This is a genomic window from Ferrithrix thermotolerans DSM 19514, assembly GCF_900128965.1.
GTDB lineage: Bacteria > Actinomycetota > Acidimicrobiia > Acidimicrobiales > Acidimicrobiaceae > Ferrithrix > Ferrithrix thermotolerans.
Map to the genome: position 1 here is coordinate 1 of NZ_FQUL01000012.1, position 16,810 is coordinate 16,810.

At 51.7% G+C, this 16,810-nt stretch carries 16 protein-coding genes, 2 tRNA genes and 1 pseudogene; 2 read left to right on the forward strand and 17 right to left on the reverse strand.

Features of this window, described 5'->3' with window-relative positions:
* A partial coding sequence (locus BUA24_RS13360) for a helix-turn-helix domain-containing protein (protein WP_143146412.1) occupies window positions 1-376 on the reverse strand: 376 nt, incomplete at its 3' end.
* A gap of 120 nt (window positions 377-496) precedes the next feature.
* A complete protein-coding gene (locus BUA24_RS13365; protein WP_072789625.1) occupies window positions 497-844 on the reverse strand; it encodes a transposase family protein in 348 nt (115 codons plus the stop codon).
* A 129-nt stretch (window positions 845-973) separates the two neighbouring features.
* On the opposite strand from BUA24_RS13365, the pseudogene BUA24_RS13370 reads away from it, so the two are divergent.
* Window positions 974-1,111: pseudogene (locus BUA24_RS13370) on the forward strand (helix-turn-helix domain-containing protein); the annotation flags it as partial.
* Window positions 1,112-1,221: 110 nt separating this feature from the next.
* On the opposite strand, the gene BUA24_RS05310 reads toward BUA24_RS13370, so the two are convergent.
* The 5 genes from BUA24_RS05310 to dnaG form a co-directional block, all read right to left on the reverse strand.
* Complete coding sequence (locus tag BUA24_RS05310) at window positions 1,222-2,139, reverse strand: tyrosine-type recombinase/integrase (RefSeq protein ID WP_072789630.1); 918 nt, start codon at window positions 2,137-2,139, stop codon at window positions 1,222-1,224.
* 384 nt (window positions 2,140-2,523) lie between these two features.
* Window positions 2,524-2,599, reverse strand: a tRNA-Ile gene (locus tag BUA24_RS05315).
* A 4-nt stretch (window positions 2,600-2,603) separates the two neighbouring features.
* Window positions 2,604-2,676, reverse strand: a tRNA-Asn gene (locus tag BUA24_RS05320).
* 45 nt (window positions 2,677-2,721) lie between these two features.
* Window positions 2,722-3,630 (reverse strand): sigma-70 family RNA polymerase sigma factor, encoded by a 909-nt coding sequence (locus BUA24_RS05325; protein WP_072789633.1) that lies wholly within the window; start codon window positions 3,628-3,630, stop codon window positions 2,722-2,724.
* A gap of 34 nt (window positions 3,631-3,664) precedes the next feature.
* Window positions 3,665-5,473, reverse strand: coding sequence for a DNA primase (dnaG, locus tag BUA24_RS05330; protein ID WP_072789635.1), 1,809 nt, complete (start codon window positions 5,471-5,473; stop codon window positions 3,665-3,667).
* Between the two features lie 328 nt (window positions 5,474-5,801).
* Between dnaG and BUA24_RS05335 the strand changes: the two genes are divergently transcribed.
* Window positions 5,802-6,653, forward strand: coding sequence for a B12-binding domain-containing protein (locus BUA24_RS05335; RefSeq protein WP_072789638.1), 852 nt, complete (start codon window positions 5,802-5,804; stop codon window positions 6,651-6,653).
* On the opposite strand, the gene ppdK is transcribed toward BUA24_RS05335, so the two are convergent.
* The 10 genes from ppdK to BUA24_RS05385 all read right to left on the reverse strand — a co-directional run bounded on the left by ppdK (window position 6,571) and on the right by BUA24_RS05385 (window position 16,631).
* A complete protein-coding gene (gene ppdK / locus BUA24_RS05340) occupies window positions 6,571-9,192 on the reverse strand; it encodes a pyruvate, phosphate dikinase (RefSeq protein ID WP_072789641.1) in 2,622 nt (873 codons plus the stop codon). The two genes, BUA24_RS05335 and ppdK, sit on opposite strands and share 83 nt — an antisense overlap.
* A gap of 111 nt (window positions 9,193-9,303) precedes the next feature.
* On the reverse strand, window positions 9,304-10,617 hold the full coding sequence (locus BUA24_RS05345) for a glycine--tRNA ligase (RefSeq protein ID WP_178138715.1): 1,314 nt from the start codon (window positions 10,615-10,617) through the stop codon (window positions 9,304-9,306).
* Between the two features lie 119 nt (window positions 10,618-10,736).
* The gene (gene recO, locus BUA24_RS05350; RefSeq protein WP_072789643.1) at window positions 10,737-11,462 is read right to left on the reverse strand and encodes a DNA repair protein RecO; all 726 of its coding nucleotides are present in this window, start codon (window positions 11,460-11,462) and stop codon (window positions 10,737-10,739) included.
* The gene (locus BUA24_RS05355; RefSeq protein WP_072789645.1) at window positions 11,455-11,634 is read right to left on the reverse strand and encodes a hypothetical protein; all 180 of its coding nucleotides are present in this window, start codon (window positions 11,632-11,634) and stop codon (window positions 11,455-11,457) included. The genes recO and BUA24_RS05355 overlap by 8 nt, the downstream gene beginning before the upstream one ends.
* Window positions 11,635-11,689: 55 nt before the next feature.
* A complete protein-coding gene (gene uppS, locus BUA24_RS05360; protein ID WP_072789648.1) occupies window positions 11,690-12,409 on the reverse strand; it encodes a polyprenyl diphosphate synthase in 720 nt (239 codons plus the stop codon).
* A 39-nt stretch (window positions 12,410-12,448) separates the two neighbouring features.
* Window positions 12,449-12,913, reverse strand: coding sequence for a heme-binding beta-barrel domain-containing protein (locus tag BUA24_RS05365; protein ID WP_178138716.1), 465 nt, complete (start codon window positions 12,911-12,913; stop codon window positions 12,449-12,451).
* Window positions 12,914-12,972: 59 nt separating this feature from the next.
* Window positions 12,973-13,815: a GTPase Era gene (gene era / locus BUA24_RS05370; protein ID WP_072789653.1), complete on the reverse strand. Its 843-nt coding sequence runs from the start codon at window positions 13,813-13,815 to the stop codon at window positions 12,973-12,975.
* Entirely contained in the window at window positions 13,812-15,056 is a 1,245-nt protein-coding gene (locus tag BUA24_RS05375; RefSeq protein WP_072789656.1) for a hemolysin family protein, read from the reverse strand. The genes era and BUA24_RS05375 overlap by 4 nt, the downstream gene beginning before the upstream one ends.
* A 112-nt stretch (window positions 15,057-15,168) precedes the next feature.
* Window positions 15,169-15,711, reverse strand: coding sequence for an rRNA maturation RNase YbeY (gene ybeY, locus BUA24_RS05380; RefSeq protein ID WP_072789658.1), 543 nt, complete (start codon window positions 15,709-15,711; stop codon window positions 15,169-15,171).
* Window positions 15,708-16,631, reverse strand: a complete 924-nt coding sequence (locus BUA24_RS05385; RefSeq protein ID WP_072789661.1) for a PhoH family protein — start codon at window positions 16,629-16,631, stop codon at window positions 15,708-15,710. The genes ybeY and BUA24_RS05385 overlap by 4 nt, the downstream gene beginning before the upstream one ends.
* Window positions 16,632-16,810 lie beyond the last annotated feature (179 nt).

Sequence of the window (16,810 nt, forward strand, 5' to 3'; positions counted from 1 at the left end):
TGACCGTCGAGGGAGAGACACCAGTTGCTGCTGCCATGCTCGCCGTTGACCAATGGGTCGAGCCGTCCGGTGGGGCGGTTGTCGTCGTCAACTCGATGATCTTGGCGATCGTGTCATCCCCATAGATACGTGGCGCCCCAGATCGTGGCGCATCGGCAAGCGTTGCGACCCCGAACAGAGCGAGCCTTCTTCTCCACAGCGAGACCGTCTGTGCAAAGAGCGAGAGCCGTCGTGCAATCTCGACGGTCCCTACCCCCTCGTCTGTGTAGAGCGCGATCTTGGCGCGACGAACGTGTGCCTGTGGGGCCGTCGTCCGACGAACGAGTGCTTCGAGACGCGCCCGCTCCTCAAATGAGAGCTTGACGTGGTAGACAATGGACCGCCCGCCGACGCGCTTCTTCGGCTACTTGGTGTGCGCCTCGACGTGTCCCATCAGTGAACCCCTTGCAAGGGAGAGACCAGATAGTACCCTTGGAGAGAATGAAACACCATCCTCTCATTGTAGGGAAATTGTAGGGAACTTGTGGCACAGGGCACTGGTGTCCACATCACTCCATGACGGGGAAGAACAGTTCCCATCTCTACACTCCCACCTACGTTTGTGCCAGATGAGCCTGACGGGACGGCCAAAGCTTTGTAGGTCATAGAGCTCTACCAGGGAGGTGGTTCCCTTGGAGTAACTCATCCCATTACAGACTGGGCATTTTGGCCGTTCACCTCGACACTCGATATGGACTCGCAAGGGTGCCTTTGAGCCCTCATCAGCTGGATCCTCAACCCCAATCAAATTGACATCCTTTAACCCGAGCAAGATCTCTGCAATTCGGATAGGAGTTTGTTGCACAGGGGTCCTCCAGGTTTTGAGTTCTAGCTAACCCCATTCTGGCAGAACCCCTGTGCCTCTCTCAAGTTCACCCCTGGTGCGTGGCTACACCTGACTAAATTCCCCACTTAAATCCGAAGTCCCGATAAAGTGCTCCTCAGCGTCGATGAGGCGGCGATCCTGCTTGGGATCACTCGATCAACGGCCTATCGAGCGATCGCAACGGATACCTTCCCAGTTCCCATCATCAAAGTCGGCGGGCAGTGGCGTGTCTCGCGAGAGGCGCTTCGACGAATTCTGGATGGGGAGGCGCCAGGGGCTTACCAGCCGGCCTGCAAACAGAATTCACAGATTGCGCTTACCAGAGCCAAGAGCGATCTTCAGACACGAGAGCCAGCTCAGTCGGAATCTGTCGTCTGCCCGGCCTGTGGTTTTCCGAGATCCGCGTCCATGGGGGTTCCCTCTCCAAGCTGTCGACCCATATGTTCGGCTGCACGCCTATCTTCTTCGGGAACCGAGTCGGTGTAGTGGCGAGCCATAACCGAATTTGTCCACCCGAGTCGCGACTGCTTCTGCTTCTCTGAGATCACAGCATCGAGCGCAGTTGCTTGAAAGTGCCGCAGTGAATGTAGGTGGATATCTCTGGCGATCTGCGAACGCGCCCTTGCCTTCATAAAACCATGCGAGATCGAGTCGGGATGAGGCGGTGTCGAGCCACCTGGCGCAAAGGAAAAGGCGAAGGCGTTGGCATCGAGTGTCAAATCCGCATCCTGATCTAAGTTCCCTTGGATCTCGCGCAGTCTGAGAAGTTCATCCAGGGTTCGCTCATCGATTGCAACACTTCGTATGCTGGCCCTCGTCTTTGGCGACTTTACAGTTGCGCTCCCCTTATTCGATACAATCGACTCATCAATGCGAATGGTGCCGAGTGTGAGATCACAATCGTTCCAACGGATAGCACAGGCCTCGCCCCTACGCATGTCGGTGGCAGCGATGATGCGAAGAATACAACTGGTTCGTGGATCCAGGCTTTGGGCTGCAACAAGCAACCTCTGCACCTCATCAAGTGAAGGAGCCCTCACTGGCGTGTGAGACTCAATCGACCAACTAGGCATCTTGGTATTTGCAATTGGGTTGGGCAAAGCCCCACCGCTCCACTTTCGAGCCAGACGGCACGCTCTTCCAAGTACCGCTCTGACTCGGCGGACACTTGCCTCAGCGAGTCCTTCGTCCTTCAAGCTTCGAAGGTACTTCTCAACGTCATAGGATGACAACGAGGAGATGCGTCTTCGACCAATGGAGTCTCTGATCTTCACCTTCCATAGACTCTCGTATCTACGTGTCGTGGATGGAGAAAGATCTGCCCAGCCATTGTCGCGCCAGGCAATGATCGCGTCATTGATGGTGGTGGTCGAATTCTATTGTAATTCGGTCTCAACGATTGGTGCTGGCTTTGCCTCCTGCTCCGAGACCAGCCGGGCCAAGCTCTCGTTCGGCCTGGCGCTTCGTGCCGCGGAAGCGAACGTAGCGATGCTTGACCTTTCCCAGGCTGTCTCGACCCACGAACACACGCAGTTCCCAGGTGTCCGGTTAGGCCACGAGCCGCATGCTTCCTGCCATCGATTCCTCCAACTTCAAACCCCTTGTTGGGTTTTCTGATGGGTTCATCTTTTCACAAGTAAGGCCTATAGCCTCTGACCTGGTGGGCCCGGCAGGATTCGAACCTGCGACCAAGGGATTATGAGTCCCCTGCTCTAACCGCTGAGCTACGAGCCCCTAGCTCCGGGGGAGAGACTCGAACTCTCAACCTAACGGTTAACAGCCGCTTGCTCTGCCGATTGAGCTACCCCGGAATCTCAAACTACGCTAGCAGGTGTCGTGGTAAAATCATGCCAACTTTAGTCGCGAACTGCTGCTTTTAACTGCTCCACAACGTCAGAGCGTCTGAGCCTATTTATAGCTCGGGTCTCGATCTGTCTAACACGTTCGCGCGACACCGAGAACCGTTTGGAGGTCTCCTCCAGGTTATGAATCTTGGAGTCGTCAAGCCCAAATCGAAACCTTAGAATCTCCTGCTCGTGCGGGGTAAGCGCAGACATGCTCTTCTCGAGAGCCTCCCTTAGGTCTTGTCTTAAGATGGATTCATCAACAGGTTCGCTTTCTTCATCGCTATATACCTCTAGCAACGTAGCATCTCCCTCCTGCGATAGAGGGGACTCCAAGGAGACGACGTCAAGGAGGAGACGGCTGAGCTCCCCGAACTTCTCAACCGATACCCCCATAGCCTTTGCAACTTCCTCAACTGAAGGCTCTCGCCCAAGGCGTTGCTCAAGGTCTCTTCGCACCTTGTTTAATTCGACGAGTTGATCATGGACGTGAACTGGAACTCGAATACCTCTGCCTTGTCCTGTGATGGCGGCAGACATGGCTTGCTTTATCCAGTGCGTCGCATAGGTAGAGAAACGGAATCCCCTGTCAATATCAAACTTCTCCACCGCTCGCATAAGACCCAGATTTCCCTCTTGTATGAGATCGAGCATCGGGATACCTAGTCCCTGGTATCTCCTCGCAATAGACACCACTAGACGCAGGTTTGCTCTTGTGAACTCCTCTTTGGCTTCCTCAACCCTTTTGAACAAATCCTTTTCTTCGTCGGTGAAGCTCTTTTGGTCTCGACCAAGAAGATGCCAGCCACTTTTGATCGTTCGCGCTAATTCGATCTCGCGTTCAAGAGAGAGAAGGGGGGTCTGCCCTATCTCCTTTAGATAAGCTTTCAAGGAAGCGTCTTGGACTGAGTTTCCATTCATCTAATTCCCACCGTATAAGTGTCCTAGCTTCACTCTACTTGCTAGATCTGACCTCCAATAACCAAGAGATAAGCTCACCGGTGTGTGCAGGCACATCCACACCCGAACCAATAGCTTCAACCAGTCTCCTAGCCTGCGCAATCCGCGACGACAGCGTCAAAAGATCCCCCTCAACATCGCCTCTTTTTAGACGCTGGGTTATCGACTCAAGCTCGTAGAGAGCCTCCCTTGAAACGAATGTCGCCAAAACATCTAAGATCTCCGAGACCGGTGGATCGGCGATCAACCGATAAAAAAGGTCGGAGAGATCGCCACCTACGTCAGACAGTCTTGAAGCTGCTTCAGACACAGAGGAGCAGTTACCAACGATCGTTGCAAGCTCAGCAAACTCCGATACCCTAAACAACTGGGGCACGACGATCTCCGAAAGCTCCCCTGGATCATTTATAAGATGCCTTAGTGTCTCCAGGGCAGCTCTATCCCCCTCGGAAACGGCCCATCGCCCCTTTGTCTGCGCGTCTTCTGACGGGACTCCCCGCCTTGCAACTTTAGCCCGCCGCTCGACACGGCCTTTTAGCTCGGAAAAGCTAATCTTGGTCGCATCTGCGATCAGTCCAAGATACTCCGATCGTACAAGTGGAGATGGGTGTTCGATCAGCATGGAGATAGCTTCGTCTGCGACCTTCGCTCTTTGTTCAGAGGTGGTCATGTCAGCACCTTCAAACAACCTTGACAACCTAAACATAAGATAGGGAGACGCATCTTCTATCATCTTTGGAAGTAACTCTGGGTTGTCCTTGGCAACTTCAGCAGGATCCTTACCATATGGAACCTTTGCAACGTAGATCTGGATGTTAAAGTTCTTTTCAAACTTGTAAAACCGCTCCGCCGCATTTTGTCCAGCACTGTCTGCGTCGAATGATAGTACTATGCGTTTGGCAAAGTTCTTGAGTCGTTCAAAGTGCTCGTCAGAGAGAGCGGTCCCACAAGTAGCGACCGCGTTTTCTACACCGGCCTGCCAAAGTCCGACAACATCGGTATAGCCCTCGCAAACGACCACTTCGTTCCTAGCGACGATCGTGGAACGAGCTAGGTCTAAACCATAAAGTACGCGTCTCTTATGGTAAAGATAGGTCTCCGGTGAGTTTTTATACTTGGGGAGCGGGTAACTGCTCTTTTCTTGAATCTCCGGCAAGATCCTGCCTCCAAATGCTACGACACGTCCAGTGGCATCAGAGATAGGAAACATCACCCTGCCGCGAAAGTGATCTCGCACCAGCCCGCGGTCGTCTTTGTAGCCAAGGCCAACTTCTACAAAATCTTCGGCCGAGGCGCCTATGGCTCTTTGTAGTAGATCAGCCTCTTCTGGAGCAAATCCTATGCCAAAGCGATCTATCGCCTCTTGTGTGATACCCCTAGACCTAAGGTACTCCCGTGCCTCTCTTCCAACCGTGTTATCCGCAAGAGTTTTGGCAAACCATTGTTGCGCTCTAGAGAGCAAGGAGAGATGGCTCTCTCTCTTGCTCTTGGAGGCCTTTGAAGGTGAGGAAACCTCAATTAGCTGTATTCCAGATCTTCTAGCTAGATGCTCAAGAGCCTCTTGAAAATCGACTCTTAGGGTCTGCATTACAAATGAAATAGCGTCACCTGATGCCTGACAGCCGAAGCAGTAGTAGAGACCTTGTTCGGGATTCACAGAGAACGACGGTGTGCCTTCAGAGTGAAACGGACAAAGCCCCACAAACCTTCGACCCACTCTCTTTAGGGGTACCTGCTCACTCACTAACGCCACCATATCGGTAGCGGTTAAGACCCTCTCCTTGTCGTCGTCTGAATAGGCCATCGTGCCAAGTTATCTTAGTGCTGTTGCGGGCCACATCTGAGATCTCCTTGGCAGGACCCATCCAGCTCTAAAAAGTTACCTAACTCTGGCTCTCAACGAGACCCCCTATTACCTCCTTCACCTGCGATCAGATGAACGCTGCACCGCAGCACACAATAGATGCGAACTCCAAATCTGCAAGTGCGACGGCCAGTTTTGGGTGTTTTAAGGACCACCCAAAGAGCTATCGGAGTTCAAAACAATCAAAACTACTGGGACGATATAGGATGATTGAGACTGCTTATTTGTTATCTGTCTTCGGCAATACTCTAAATCAAAGGTACCACATATGGACTTGAAAGACGCGGCAAACCAGTTGGGAGTACACTACCAAACCGCCTATCAGTGGGTGAGGGAAGGAAAGTTGCGCGCGGAAAAAATCGGAGCATCTTACAACGTTGACGAGGAAGACCTTCGTCAACTCATCCAACAACGGTCCAAACCCGCACCACCGCCCCCAAAGGTCAAGGTCAGAGACTGGCACCAGCAGAAAGAGAAGCTACTTGGACACCTGCTAAGAGGCGAGGAACTCCAAGCGCGATCACAGGTGCAGCGCCTGGCCGATGGTAACGTCTCAGTAGTGGAGATCTGCGAGCAGCTACTGAGTCCTGCACTAGCGGAGATTGGAGAGAGATGGGCAGAAGGATCTCTCACGATAGCCGAGGAACATAGAGCATCCGCCATCGTTGAACGATCCCTTGCAAACCTCATGCTAAGCCCAGCTGGACGCCCTAAGGGGGTGGTCGTGGTAGCCACTCCACCAGGAGACGAACACTCTCTTCCAGCCACTATGGCCACAGCAGCTCTTCGCAACAACCGATGGATTACTCATCATCTAGGTACACAGGTCCCAGCAGATGACCTTGTCAAGATCTCAAAAGATACGGGGGCCGATCTAGTCGTACTAACCGTTACCAACCCCCAAGCCCTTCAAGCAGCCAAGTCCCTCGAAAAAAGACTCGAAGAAGAAGGGATCCCATATCTAACGGGAGGCATGGGATCCAGACTAGGAGATCTGCTCGCCGCTATCGAGGCAAAAAGCTGGACCAATAGCAGTTCTAACGCTTTGAGCGAAGAACCGCATGCGCAGCGGAGAGACGAGCGATCGGCACACGGTACGGAGAACAGCTTACGTAACTAACTCCAGCTTCATAGAACGTCTCTATCGAGGCTGGATCTCCACCGTGTTCACCACAGACACCTACCTTTAAGTCAGACTTGGCAGACCTACCTCGTTCGATGCCCATACGCACCAGTTCTCCCACGCCATCTGGGTCGACAACCTTGAACGGATTGTTATGCAGAAGTCCCTTTTCGAGGTATGAACTCATGAGACGGCCCTCTACGTCGTCTCTTGAAAATCCGAAAGTCATCTGTGTAAGGTCATTAGTGCCAAAGGAGAAAAACTCTGCGAAGGTAGCTATCTCTTGAGCTCTAATTGCTGCTCTAGGTGTCTCTATCATCGTACCGATGGTTATATCCAGATCCTTAGCCCCTAGCTCGTCAATCACATCTTGCGCCCAAGATCGAGCCAGCTTTAGCTCTTCGCTTCCAACAACCAAGGGAACCATGATCTCGACCTTTGGATCTCCACCTTCAGCTCGAAGCGTCTGCGCAGCCTGAACGAGCGCTCTCACCTGCATTGCATAGAGACCTGGCTTAATCACTCCAAGTCGGACCCCACGGGTACCTAGCATCGGGTTTACCTCATGCCAAGAGCGAGCTGCGCCTAGAAGTCGTTCTTCTTCCTCGCTTAGACCTTCCACTGCCTGCTTTACCATTAAGTGCTCGACATCGGGCAGGAACTCGTGCAAAGGTGGATCCAACAAACGAACCGTCACCGGCAGTCCACTCATCGCCCTAAGGATCTCGAGAAAGTCATCTCTTTGTGCAACCCGCAACTCTTCAAGTGCGGCCGCTTCTTCATCTTCGGTATCGGCCAGGATCATCCTCCTAACAATCGGCAATCGATCTTCACGTAAGAACATGTGCTCTGTTCTGCAGAGCCCTATTCCCTCGGCCCCAAAAAAAGCCGCCACCGTTGCGTCTTCTCCGTTATCTGCGTTGGCTCTAACTGCAAGTTTGGAACGTCTGATCTCATCCGCCCAACTCAGGATCGTGTTGAACTCCGAGGTCGGCTCGGCTGCACTTAGCCTCACGGCACCGAGCACCACCTCACCAGATGTTCCATCGATAGAGATGATATCGCCGTCGTGCACAGTGGTTTCGCCTACCTGGAAGAATCTTTCAGCCACTTTGATCGCTTCGGCTCCTACTACAGCCGGCTTCCCCCACCCTCTGGCCACCACAGCAGCGTGTGAGACGAGGCCCCCACGGGTCGTAAGGACGCCCTGAGCAGCCAGCATTCCTTGGACATCGTCGGGAGAGGTTTCTTTCCTAACCAGGATCACCTTCTCTCCATGTTGAACACGAAGAACGGCATCATATGAAGAAAAACACACTTTACCTACGGCCGCTCCGGGAGATGCTCCTAGACCCTTGGTTAGCACCTTATAGTTGTCGTCGGCAAACTGAGGGTGAAGGACTTGGTCTAGGTGGTCGCCGGTGATTCGAAGAACCGCCTCCGTCTTGTTGAGCTTGATCCATTCGTCCTGGGTCATCTCAACGGCCATCTTAAGCGCTGCAACCCCAGTGCGTTTACCCACGCGAGTCTGAAGCATCCAGAGTTTGCCTTGTTCTATGGTGAACTCAGTATCGCACATGTCTCGGTAGTGGCTCTCGAGTCTGTGAAATATGTCGACGAGCTGATCGAAAACCTCTGGGAAACGGTCTTTTAGAGCAACTAGGTGCTCTGTATTCCTTACTCCCGCAACGACGTCTTCACCTTGCGCGTTTACGAGAAAGTCACCGTAGATCCCTTTCTCCCCGGTAGCTGGATCACGTGTAAAGCCCACTCCGGTCCCAGAGTTGTTGTCACGATTGCCAAAGACCATCGCCTGCACATTTACTGCAGTGCCAAGATCATCGGAGATTCCCTCTCGTCTTCTATAGGCTTTCGCCCTTTCTCCGTTCCATGAACCAAACACGGCCGAAATGGCCCCTTTTAGTTGAGCAGTTGGATCGCTCGGAAACTCTTTCGAGGTCTCACGCTCGACAATCTCTTTGAACGAGACAATTAGTGACTTAAGTGCATCGACGGGAACATCGGCGTCGGTCTCTGCGCCCACTTTTTCCTTGGTCTCTTCAAAGAGTAGATCCATCTCTGAAGGATCCAGTCCCAGGACAATTCTTGAGTACATCTGGATAAATCTTCTATAGGAGTCGTAGGCAAATCGTTGGTCGTTCGTCGCCTCGGCCAGACCTTCGACGCTCTCGTCATTTAGACCAAGATTTAAGACAGTGTCCATCATCCCCGGCATCGAAAACTTCGCGCCAGAGCGAACCGAGACCAATAAGGGGTCATTTGGATCGCCGAGCCTACGACCCATCTTGAGCTCAAGTTCAGACAAGGCCTTCTCTAGTTCGTCATCCAGGCCTACGGGCCATCCCGTCTTCAAATACTCTCGACAGGCATCTGTCGATATGGTGAATCCATGAGGCACCGGTAGTTTGAGCACCGATGTCATCTCTGCAAGATTGGCACCCTTTCCCCCAAGGAGATCTTTCATCTCCATAGGTGCTCTTTCATGGTGAAAGTCAAAGGGATAGATATATCTCACTCAAGCTCCTAAAATCGCCGACAACCCATTTAGGGACGCCAGCCTAAAACGACGATGAACAGATCACTTAACAATATCAGAGAACTGCATAGAACGGCTATCTTGAACGTCTTAGTTGGGCCAGGTCCTTACTCTTAGTGAGATATGGTCGTAGAGTTCCGAAATAGGAATCCTAATCTGCTGCGTAGAGTCCCGGTCCCGAACCGTAACAGCACCATCGGTAAGGGTATCAAAATCAACAGTCACGCAAAACGGTGTCCCAATCTCGTCTTGTCGCCTATAGCGTTTCCCGATGGACTGTGTATCGTCGTAAGCAACGGAGAAAGACTCCGAGAGTTCGCCATAGATCCTCTCTGCAACCTCTTTCAGCTCGGGTTTTTTAGAAAGAGGAAGGACACAGACTGTATAGGGCGCAACTCGGGGATGAAGGCGTAAAAGAGTACGCTTTTCCCCTGCTACCTCGTCTTCACTGTAACCTGCGATCAAAAAAGCCATCATGGTGCGAGTTGCTCCAGCGGCAGGCTCAATTACATAGGGAAGATATCTCTCTCCGCTCGTCTGATCGAAGTAGGTCAAATCCTCGCCCGAGGCGTTCATATGGGCCCTTAGGTCGTAGTCCGTTCGGTTAGCGATACCTTCAAGTTCACCCCATCCCCAGGGAAACAGAAACTCAACATCGACGGTCCCAGCTGAGTAGTGAGAGAGTTCTTCCTTGTCGTGATGGCGTAGTCTTATCATCTCTTTGGGTATTCCAAGGCTAAGGTACCAGTTGTAGCGTTCGCCATACCAGTACTCGTGCCACTTCACCGCTTCACCGGGATGAACGAAGTACTCCATCTCCATCTGCTCGAACTCCCGTGTCCTAAAGACAAAGTTTCCCGGTGTTATCTCGTTTCTAAAGGACTTACCAACCTGTGCAATCCCAAATGGAGGTTTGAGGCTTAGGGATTGCTGAACCAACTTGAAGTTTACGAACATTCCCTGCGCTGTCTCTGGCCTTAGATACGCAACGGCGGCTGCGTCCTCCACGGGACCCACGAAGGTCTTAAACATCATATTGAAAGCACGCGCATCTGTGAGATCTGAAGAGCCACACTTGGGACACACACCATCGATATGGTCTGCACGCCATCGCTCCTTGCAGTTCCGGCAGTCAACTAACGGATCGGTAAAGTTGGCAAGATGTCCCGAGGCCTCCCAAATCTTAGGGGAAGACAGGATGGCTGCGTCGATCGGTACGACATCTCTCCTTTTTTGCACCATGTCCATCCACCAAGCTCCCTTTACCTTCTGGAGCATCAACGACCCCAGCGGACCGTAGTCGTAGGTAGATCGAAAACCACCGTAAATCTCGGCAGAGGGAAAGATAAAACCTCTTCGTTTACACAGACTTACTACCTTATCCATAAGATCAGAAACTGCCATAGGAGCTAACTATAAGCGCCGAGGTGCTAAGCAAGCGCAGTTGCACAGATATTTGTATCCCCTAGTCGGTCGAAAGAGCCTGGGGAATCCACGGCCCCCTAAAGCAGCCCACTACCGAGTTAGAAGATCTCGGATCCTCCCCGGTGGAGCGAGAGGGAGGCTAGTTTCATAGAAAGCGACTGTTCAAAGTACCGCATGACAACGGTCTCAAACTCCCGACTAAGTACCGTGTCTTTCATGGCCAATACCGCTCCAGTTCTACCGACAAGAACCGCCCTCATCATCTCGACAACCTCAGAGGGTATCGGCGCTGTCACATGCTTTCTGCAAAGTCCATAGCTATGGAGGTAGTCCAAGGCGACGACGTTCGGGCTTCCACAAAGGCCACACCCATCGAGCTGCGGAGCTAGTCCTTCGAGCGAGAGAACTCTAAGAGCAAATACAGACAGAAAGTTTGGACTATCTTGAACCGAGAGCGTCCTAAGAGCCCTTGTAGCCAGCTCGTAAAGGGCAGACAGATCTTGACCATCGAAGCTTACCTTATCTACTATCTCAACCACAGTCGAGGCTTTAATGAGTTTGTCAAGCTCCTCGTGGAGTTCTGCGTTTAAAGACACCACCTCTGCCTGTCGCAAGGTGTCAAGCTCGCCCCTTCCCTTCCAGATCGACGCAAAGACCTCGGTAAAAGGCTCTACTCTACCACCAAACTTGCTCTTTGACTTGCGTGCGCCCTTGGCTACAACTCTTACTTTTCCGTGTTGTTTCGATATGCATGAAAGAATTCGATCGGCTTCTCCAAGTTTGTAGGTTCTAAGAACCAAAAGTGAGTCTTTGTACTCACTCATCTTTCGGCTTGGAGCGGCTTCTCACCATCTTTCTACGGCCTCCCACAAATATCAAAAACGGAAGAACCACAATAAGCACCAGCGGAGCCACAAGTTGATGGACACCTAGTGCGACCATAACGATCATTACCACGACTAGTAGAAGCACTAGTAACATGTAAAGAGTCGTCATAGACGGTCCCTAGAGGTAATTTGATCTACATCCAAAAGTCATCCTCCCCAGATAACTAGACAGCACCGTATCGCCTGTCTCTTCTTTGATACTCAAGGACAGCTTCAAAGAGGTGTTCACGTCTAAAGTCAGGCCAGAGAACCTTCTGAAACACAAGTTCTGAATACGCCATCTGCCACAGAAGAAAGTTAGAGATTCGGTGTTCACCAGAGGTTCGAACTATTAGATCTGGGTCCGGCATGTCAGGAATGTACATTCGAGCCCTAATCGCCTTTTCATCTATCTTCTCAGGATCGATTCCGTCGCGCACGCACTCTCTGACCGCATCTACGATCTCGGCTCGTCCTCCATAGTTGAACGCCATCGTAAGGTTTAACTTGGAGTTGTGCTCCGTCATCTCGAGCGACTTGTCCATCTCCTTGATTACCGACCTAGGCACTCTCCAGTCACGTCGCCCCGCAAAGCGAATCCTTACGCCAAGATCGTTCAGTTCGTCTCTTCGTCGCCGTAGCAATCCTCGGTTAAAACCCATAAGAAACCTAACCTCATCCGGAGGTCGCTTCCAGTTCTCAGTCGAGAACGCATACATGGTCAGCCACTCTACACCAAGATCCAAGGCACCCAGCACTGTGTCAAAAAGAGCCTCCTCACCCGCCGCATGACCTTCAGTCCTAGGTAAGCCTCTGTTCTTTGCCCAACGCCCATTGCCATCCATCACGCAACCAATATGTTTTGGAATACGAGTGAAGTCGATCTTTGAAAGCGCATTTGGCAAATCCGTCACTCCTTTGACTTTAGTGCACGGCACACACTCTCACGCCTCAGCCTTTGTCAACTCCGACCTTAAGTGGAGCTGGCGGTCATGGCCCACTGCAGCCATATGAAACTCACAGACAAGTTCAAGGTCCCGTACCTTATAGGTTCGTAAAGTCTCAGATACAGACTTGGCAGTCGGAGTCGTCACGACCTTGTAAGACCTGAACTCCATTAGAGCCGTATCTTCTTCTTCGAAGTAGGCGCCCTCTGCTATCTCAGCGACACCAGTTGGCTGTATAAGCAATAGCTCAAGACGAGAGTCCCCAACTACCCTAATATATCCGACCTCCTGATGAAGTGGTGTTTGTCCATCGGTCTTCTTAGTCTTTTGTTCAAGCCTTATAAAAGGGCGCCCATCGGAGAAGAGGCTAAGGGTCTCTAGGTATTCAAAGGGCTCGATCGTCGGATAGACACCTTTCCCCCTACCTTGGAAAACCCCTTGGAGACGCTCAAATATCGACAAATCTTCCTCCTTTACCAAGAATCCACAGACAACAGCTTACAAACGAGCAAAACGGGTAGCTAAAGTCCCCGACCGTCCAAGAATGCACTATTTCTCTGCCAGTTTCTTTCGACCTTGACGAAGAGTTCGAGAAACAATCTTCCACCGAGTTCCTCCCGGGCTGCGATACCCACCTTCTTCAAAGTACCGCCACCTTTGCCTATAACTATGGGCTTTTGTGACTCTCGTTCTACGACGATCTCAACGCAAACATGTGGAGGATCGTACTCGGTAACCGTGCAATATATAGAGTGTGGTAGTTCATCTTTCAGCTCAACCAAAAGCTTCTCACGTACTATCTCCGATATCCGGAAAAGCTCGTCTTGATCCGACAGCATCTCGTCGGGGTAGTAGAGGTAAGGGTCTACGCATCTTCCCTTGAGTTCAGCCAACAGAGCGTCTACTCCATATCCAGTCTTGGAGGAGACAGGAAAGTAGCCCTCCTTATTGAACTCACCGAGACGCATAAGCTGTTTGGCGATCTGAGGCTTTGAAGCTATATCGCATTTGTTCAGTACGACAAGAGCATTACTGGGTGTAATCTCTAACACTCTAGTATCACCTGGACCCACATCCTTGGTTGCATCGATCACCACGAGATGTATGTCAACGCCCTCTGAGGCTTCTGTTGCAGCAAGGTTTAGCCGCCGCCCAAGTTCGGTCTTTGGTCTGTGGATACCTGGAGTATCTACGAAGATAAGCTGAGTCTCGGAGTCGGTCCTGATACCTCTTACCTGTCGTCTAGTTGTGTTGGCGGAAGACGCCACTATGGATACCTTATGGCCACAGAGGCGATTTACCAAGGAAGACTTTCCAACGTTGGGTCTACCCATTACTGCTATGAACGCAGATCGTTGCGTCATGACGACTCGACAGTTTCGTCAACCCTGGCTACGTGCACTTTCTCAACGCGACGGGAGGTGACCTGATCAGCCCTAAATAAAAATCCTGATGTCTCTACCTCTTCTCCGCCTACCGGCAGGTGTCCGAGCAGTCCAAGCAACATGCCACCAACGGTATCCCAGTCCCCTTCCGGCAGATCAACGTCTAGGAGTTCCGAGAGATCGTCAACGGACATCGACCCTGATACCTCCCACTCACCGGGAGCGATCTCAAGAACCTCCTGTACTTCGTTGTCGTACTCGTCGGTGATGTCGCCGACGAGTTCCTCCAAGAGATCCTCCAAAGTTACAAGCCCAACGGTTGAACCATACTCGTCTATTATTATCGCCATGTGAAACTTACCGTTTTGCATGTCCCTTAGCAGCTCAGCGACGGGTTTCGTCTCCGGAACAAAGTGAGCGGGCCTGATAAGCGGCTCTATCGTCATATCCCGTTCACCGTCTCGTTCAGCTCGAAGGAGGTCCTTGGCAAATACTATGCCCACGACATTGTCCAGGGATCCCGAGTAGACTGGAACCCTTGAGATACCTGCTTCTAAAATGAGGTCGACCACCTCTGACACGCTCTGCGAGATCGAGGCAGAGACGACGTCAGGCCTTGGGACCATGACCTCTCTTGCGACTGTGTCCCCAAAGTTAATGACCGAGTGGATCAGCTCCCGCTCCTCATCTTCGATGACCTCTCCCTCTAAAGCCGCATCCGCCATCGCTAGCAGCTCTTCCTCGCTAACGGTCCCATAGGGATCAAACTCTCCAGGTATCAAGAGTCTTGCAAGTCCAATTACCAGGGATGACACCAGCGCTACCGGTGGAAACTTGACTAAAAACTGAACTACCTTCGCGCTCCGAATAGCAGCTTTATCTGGTTTTCTGACCGAGATGTTCTTTGGTAGGGCTTCTCCGAGGATGAAAATTACCACCACCTCGAAGACCGTCCCAGCTAAAACCCCAAAACCACCAAAACGAGCCGCGGCTACGACCCCGACTAAAGTGGCAGCGACCAGCTGACAGATCAGCGTTAGCAACAGAATCGGATTTAAAAACTTCGGAGGATCCGCCATCAGGTCCAAGAGACGCTCCGAACCTGGAACTCCCTTTTCTTGCAGAGCCAGCGCCCTTATCTTTGACATACGCACCAAAGCCGTCTCGGCGTAGGCCAAGAACGCAGCGAATCCCACTAAGGCTATAGCAACGAGAATCATGATCGAATCCGAGAGAGACCAGCCTCCCCTGGGTTTTATAAGACTGAAGATAGGTGAAAAAAGTTGTAAATGAGGTTCCATAGTTAAACGTCACGAAGTAGCCACAGCGCTACTATCTCTGCAACTCTCCATCAAAATAGTACGCCTTCAGATAAACATCTTCCTTGGCCTCCATAACCTCAGCCTCGCCCTCTTCTTCGTGATCCATTCCCCGAAGGTGGAGTATTCCATGGACCAACAGCAGCGCAATCTCATCATCTAGGGTACCTCTGTGGAGTCGGTCTCCTTTATGCTCGAAGCAGTTTCTGCTGGCAACGGCTGGGCATATAACTACATCACCTAACAGGACCTTCGGCCGGTCAAACATGGGCGACGTGAACTCTGGACCACTTGATCCATTGTCGGGAACTCTGCCTGAGTCCGCCTCCTCAACTGCAATTGGAAATGACAAAACATCGGTTGGACCTTGCTTACCCATATAGCGTTCGTTCAACTCCGAAATCACAGACTCTTCTACGAACATCACCGCAAGTTCGGCGTTGGGTACAACCTTCTCAGCCTCAAGTACCGCAAGCGCCAACTCTTGCCATCTAAAGACGTCTATCTCGAACTGACCCTGCTCGTTTGAGACGAAGACCTCAGGGACGATATTCATAGATTCCTCTCTCTGCTTCTCTCATCGGCTGCACCATCGTAGGCTTTCACTATCGCAGAGACTATAGGATGTCTCACCACATCCCTCGAACCTAAGTGGACAAAGGCAAGGTCGTCTACGCCCGAGAGAGTCTCCTCCAAGCCAACCAAACCCGAACGACCGTTGGGCACGTCGATCTGCGTGGTATCACCGGTTACTACCACTTTGGAGCCAAATCCGATTCGTGTAAGGAACATCTTCATCTGTTCGGGGGTGGTGTTTTGTGCCTCGTCCAAAATGATGAAGCTAGAGTTCAAGGTACGTCCTCGCATAAATGCCAGCGGAGCTACCTCGATAGTTCCTCTTTCCAAAAGTCTCTGGGTTACCTCTGGCTCTAAGATATCATATAGAGCATCGTATAGTGGTCTTAGGTAGGGGTCTACCTTGGCCATTAGGTCACCTGGTAAAAAACCGAGCCTCTCGCCTGCCTCTACAGCGGGTCTGGTGAGGATGATGCGGCTCACGGATTTCTGCTGCAACGCCTGAACTGCTAGTGCTACTGCGAGGTACGACTTCCCCGTTCCAGCAGGACCGATTCCAAAGGTTATAACGTTATTAGCGATCGCCTCCACGTACCTCCTTTGGCCCAACGTCTTGGGTTTGACCGCCTTACCACGAGCAGAACGAAGTAGCTCCAAGTTGACGATATCAGAGGGCACCTCATTCGCCTTGATCATGTCTATCGTTCGTGCAAGGTTATACTTCTCTAGCAGTTCCCCGTTTTCAACCAGGACAATAAGCTCTTCAAAGAGTTTGGCGACCGACGGAGCTTCACTCCCAACTATCGCTATCTCATTGCCTCTAGCCGTAATAGCGACGTCAGGGAAGGCACTCTGCACCGCTCGGAGGTGCTCATCGTTCATTCCAAGGATCGCCAGCATGGTTTGATTCTTAGGCACAATCAAATTCACCCTATCGGTCAAGGGTCACCGTACATTTCTCCTCTACGAGGCTCTTCGTTTCAAACAACTGCGCTTAGCATCTCCCTTATAACTAACACGATACCGCAAATCTTCTCGAGATCTCTTAGTACAAACACTAGAGAGGCAATATAGTTCGC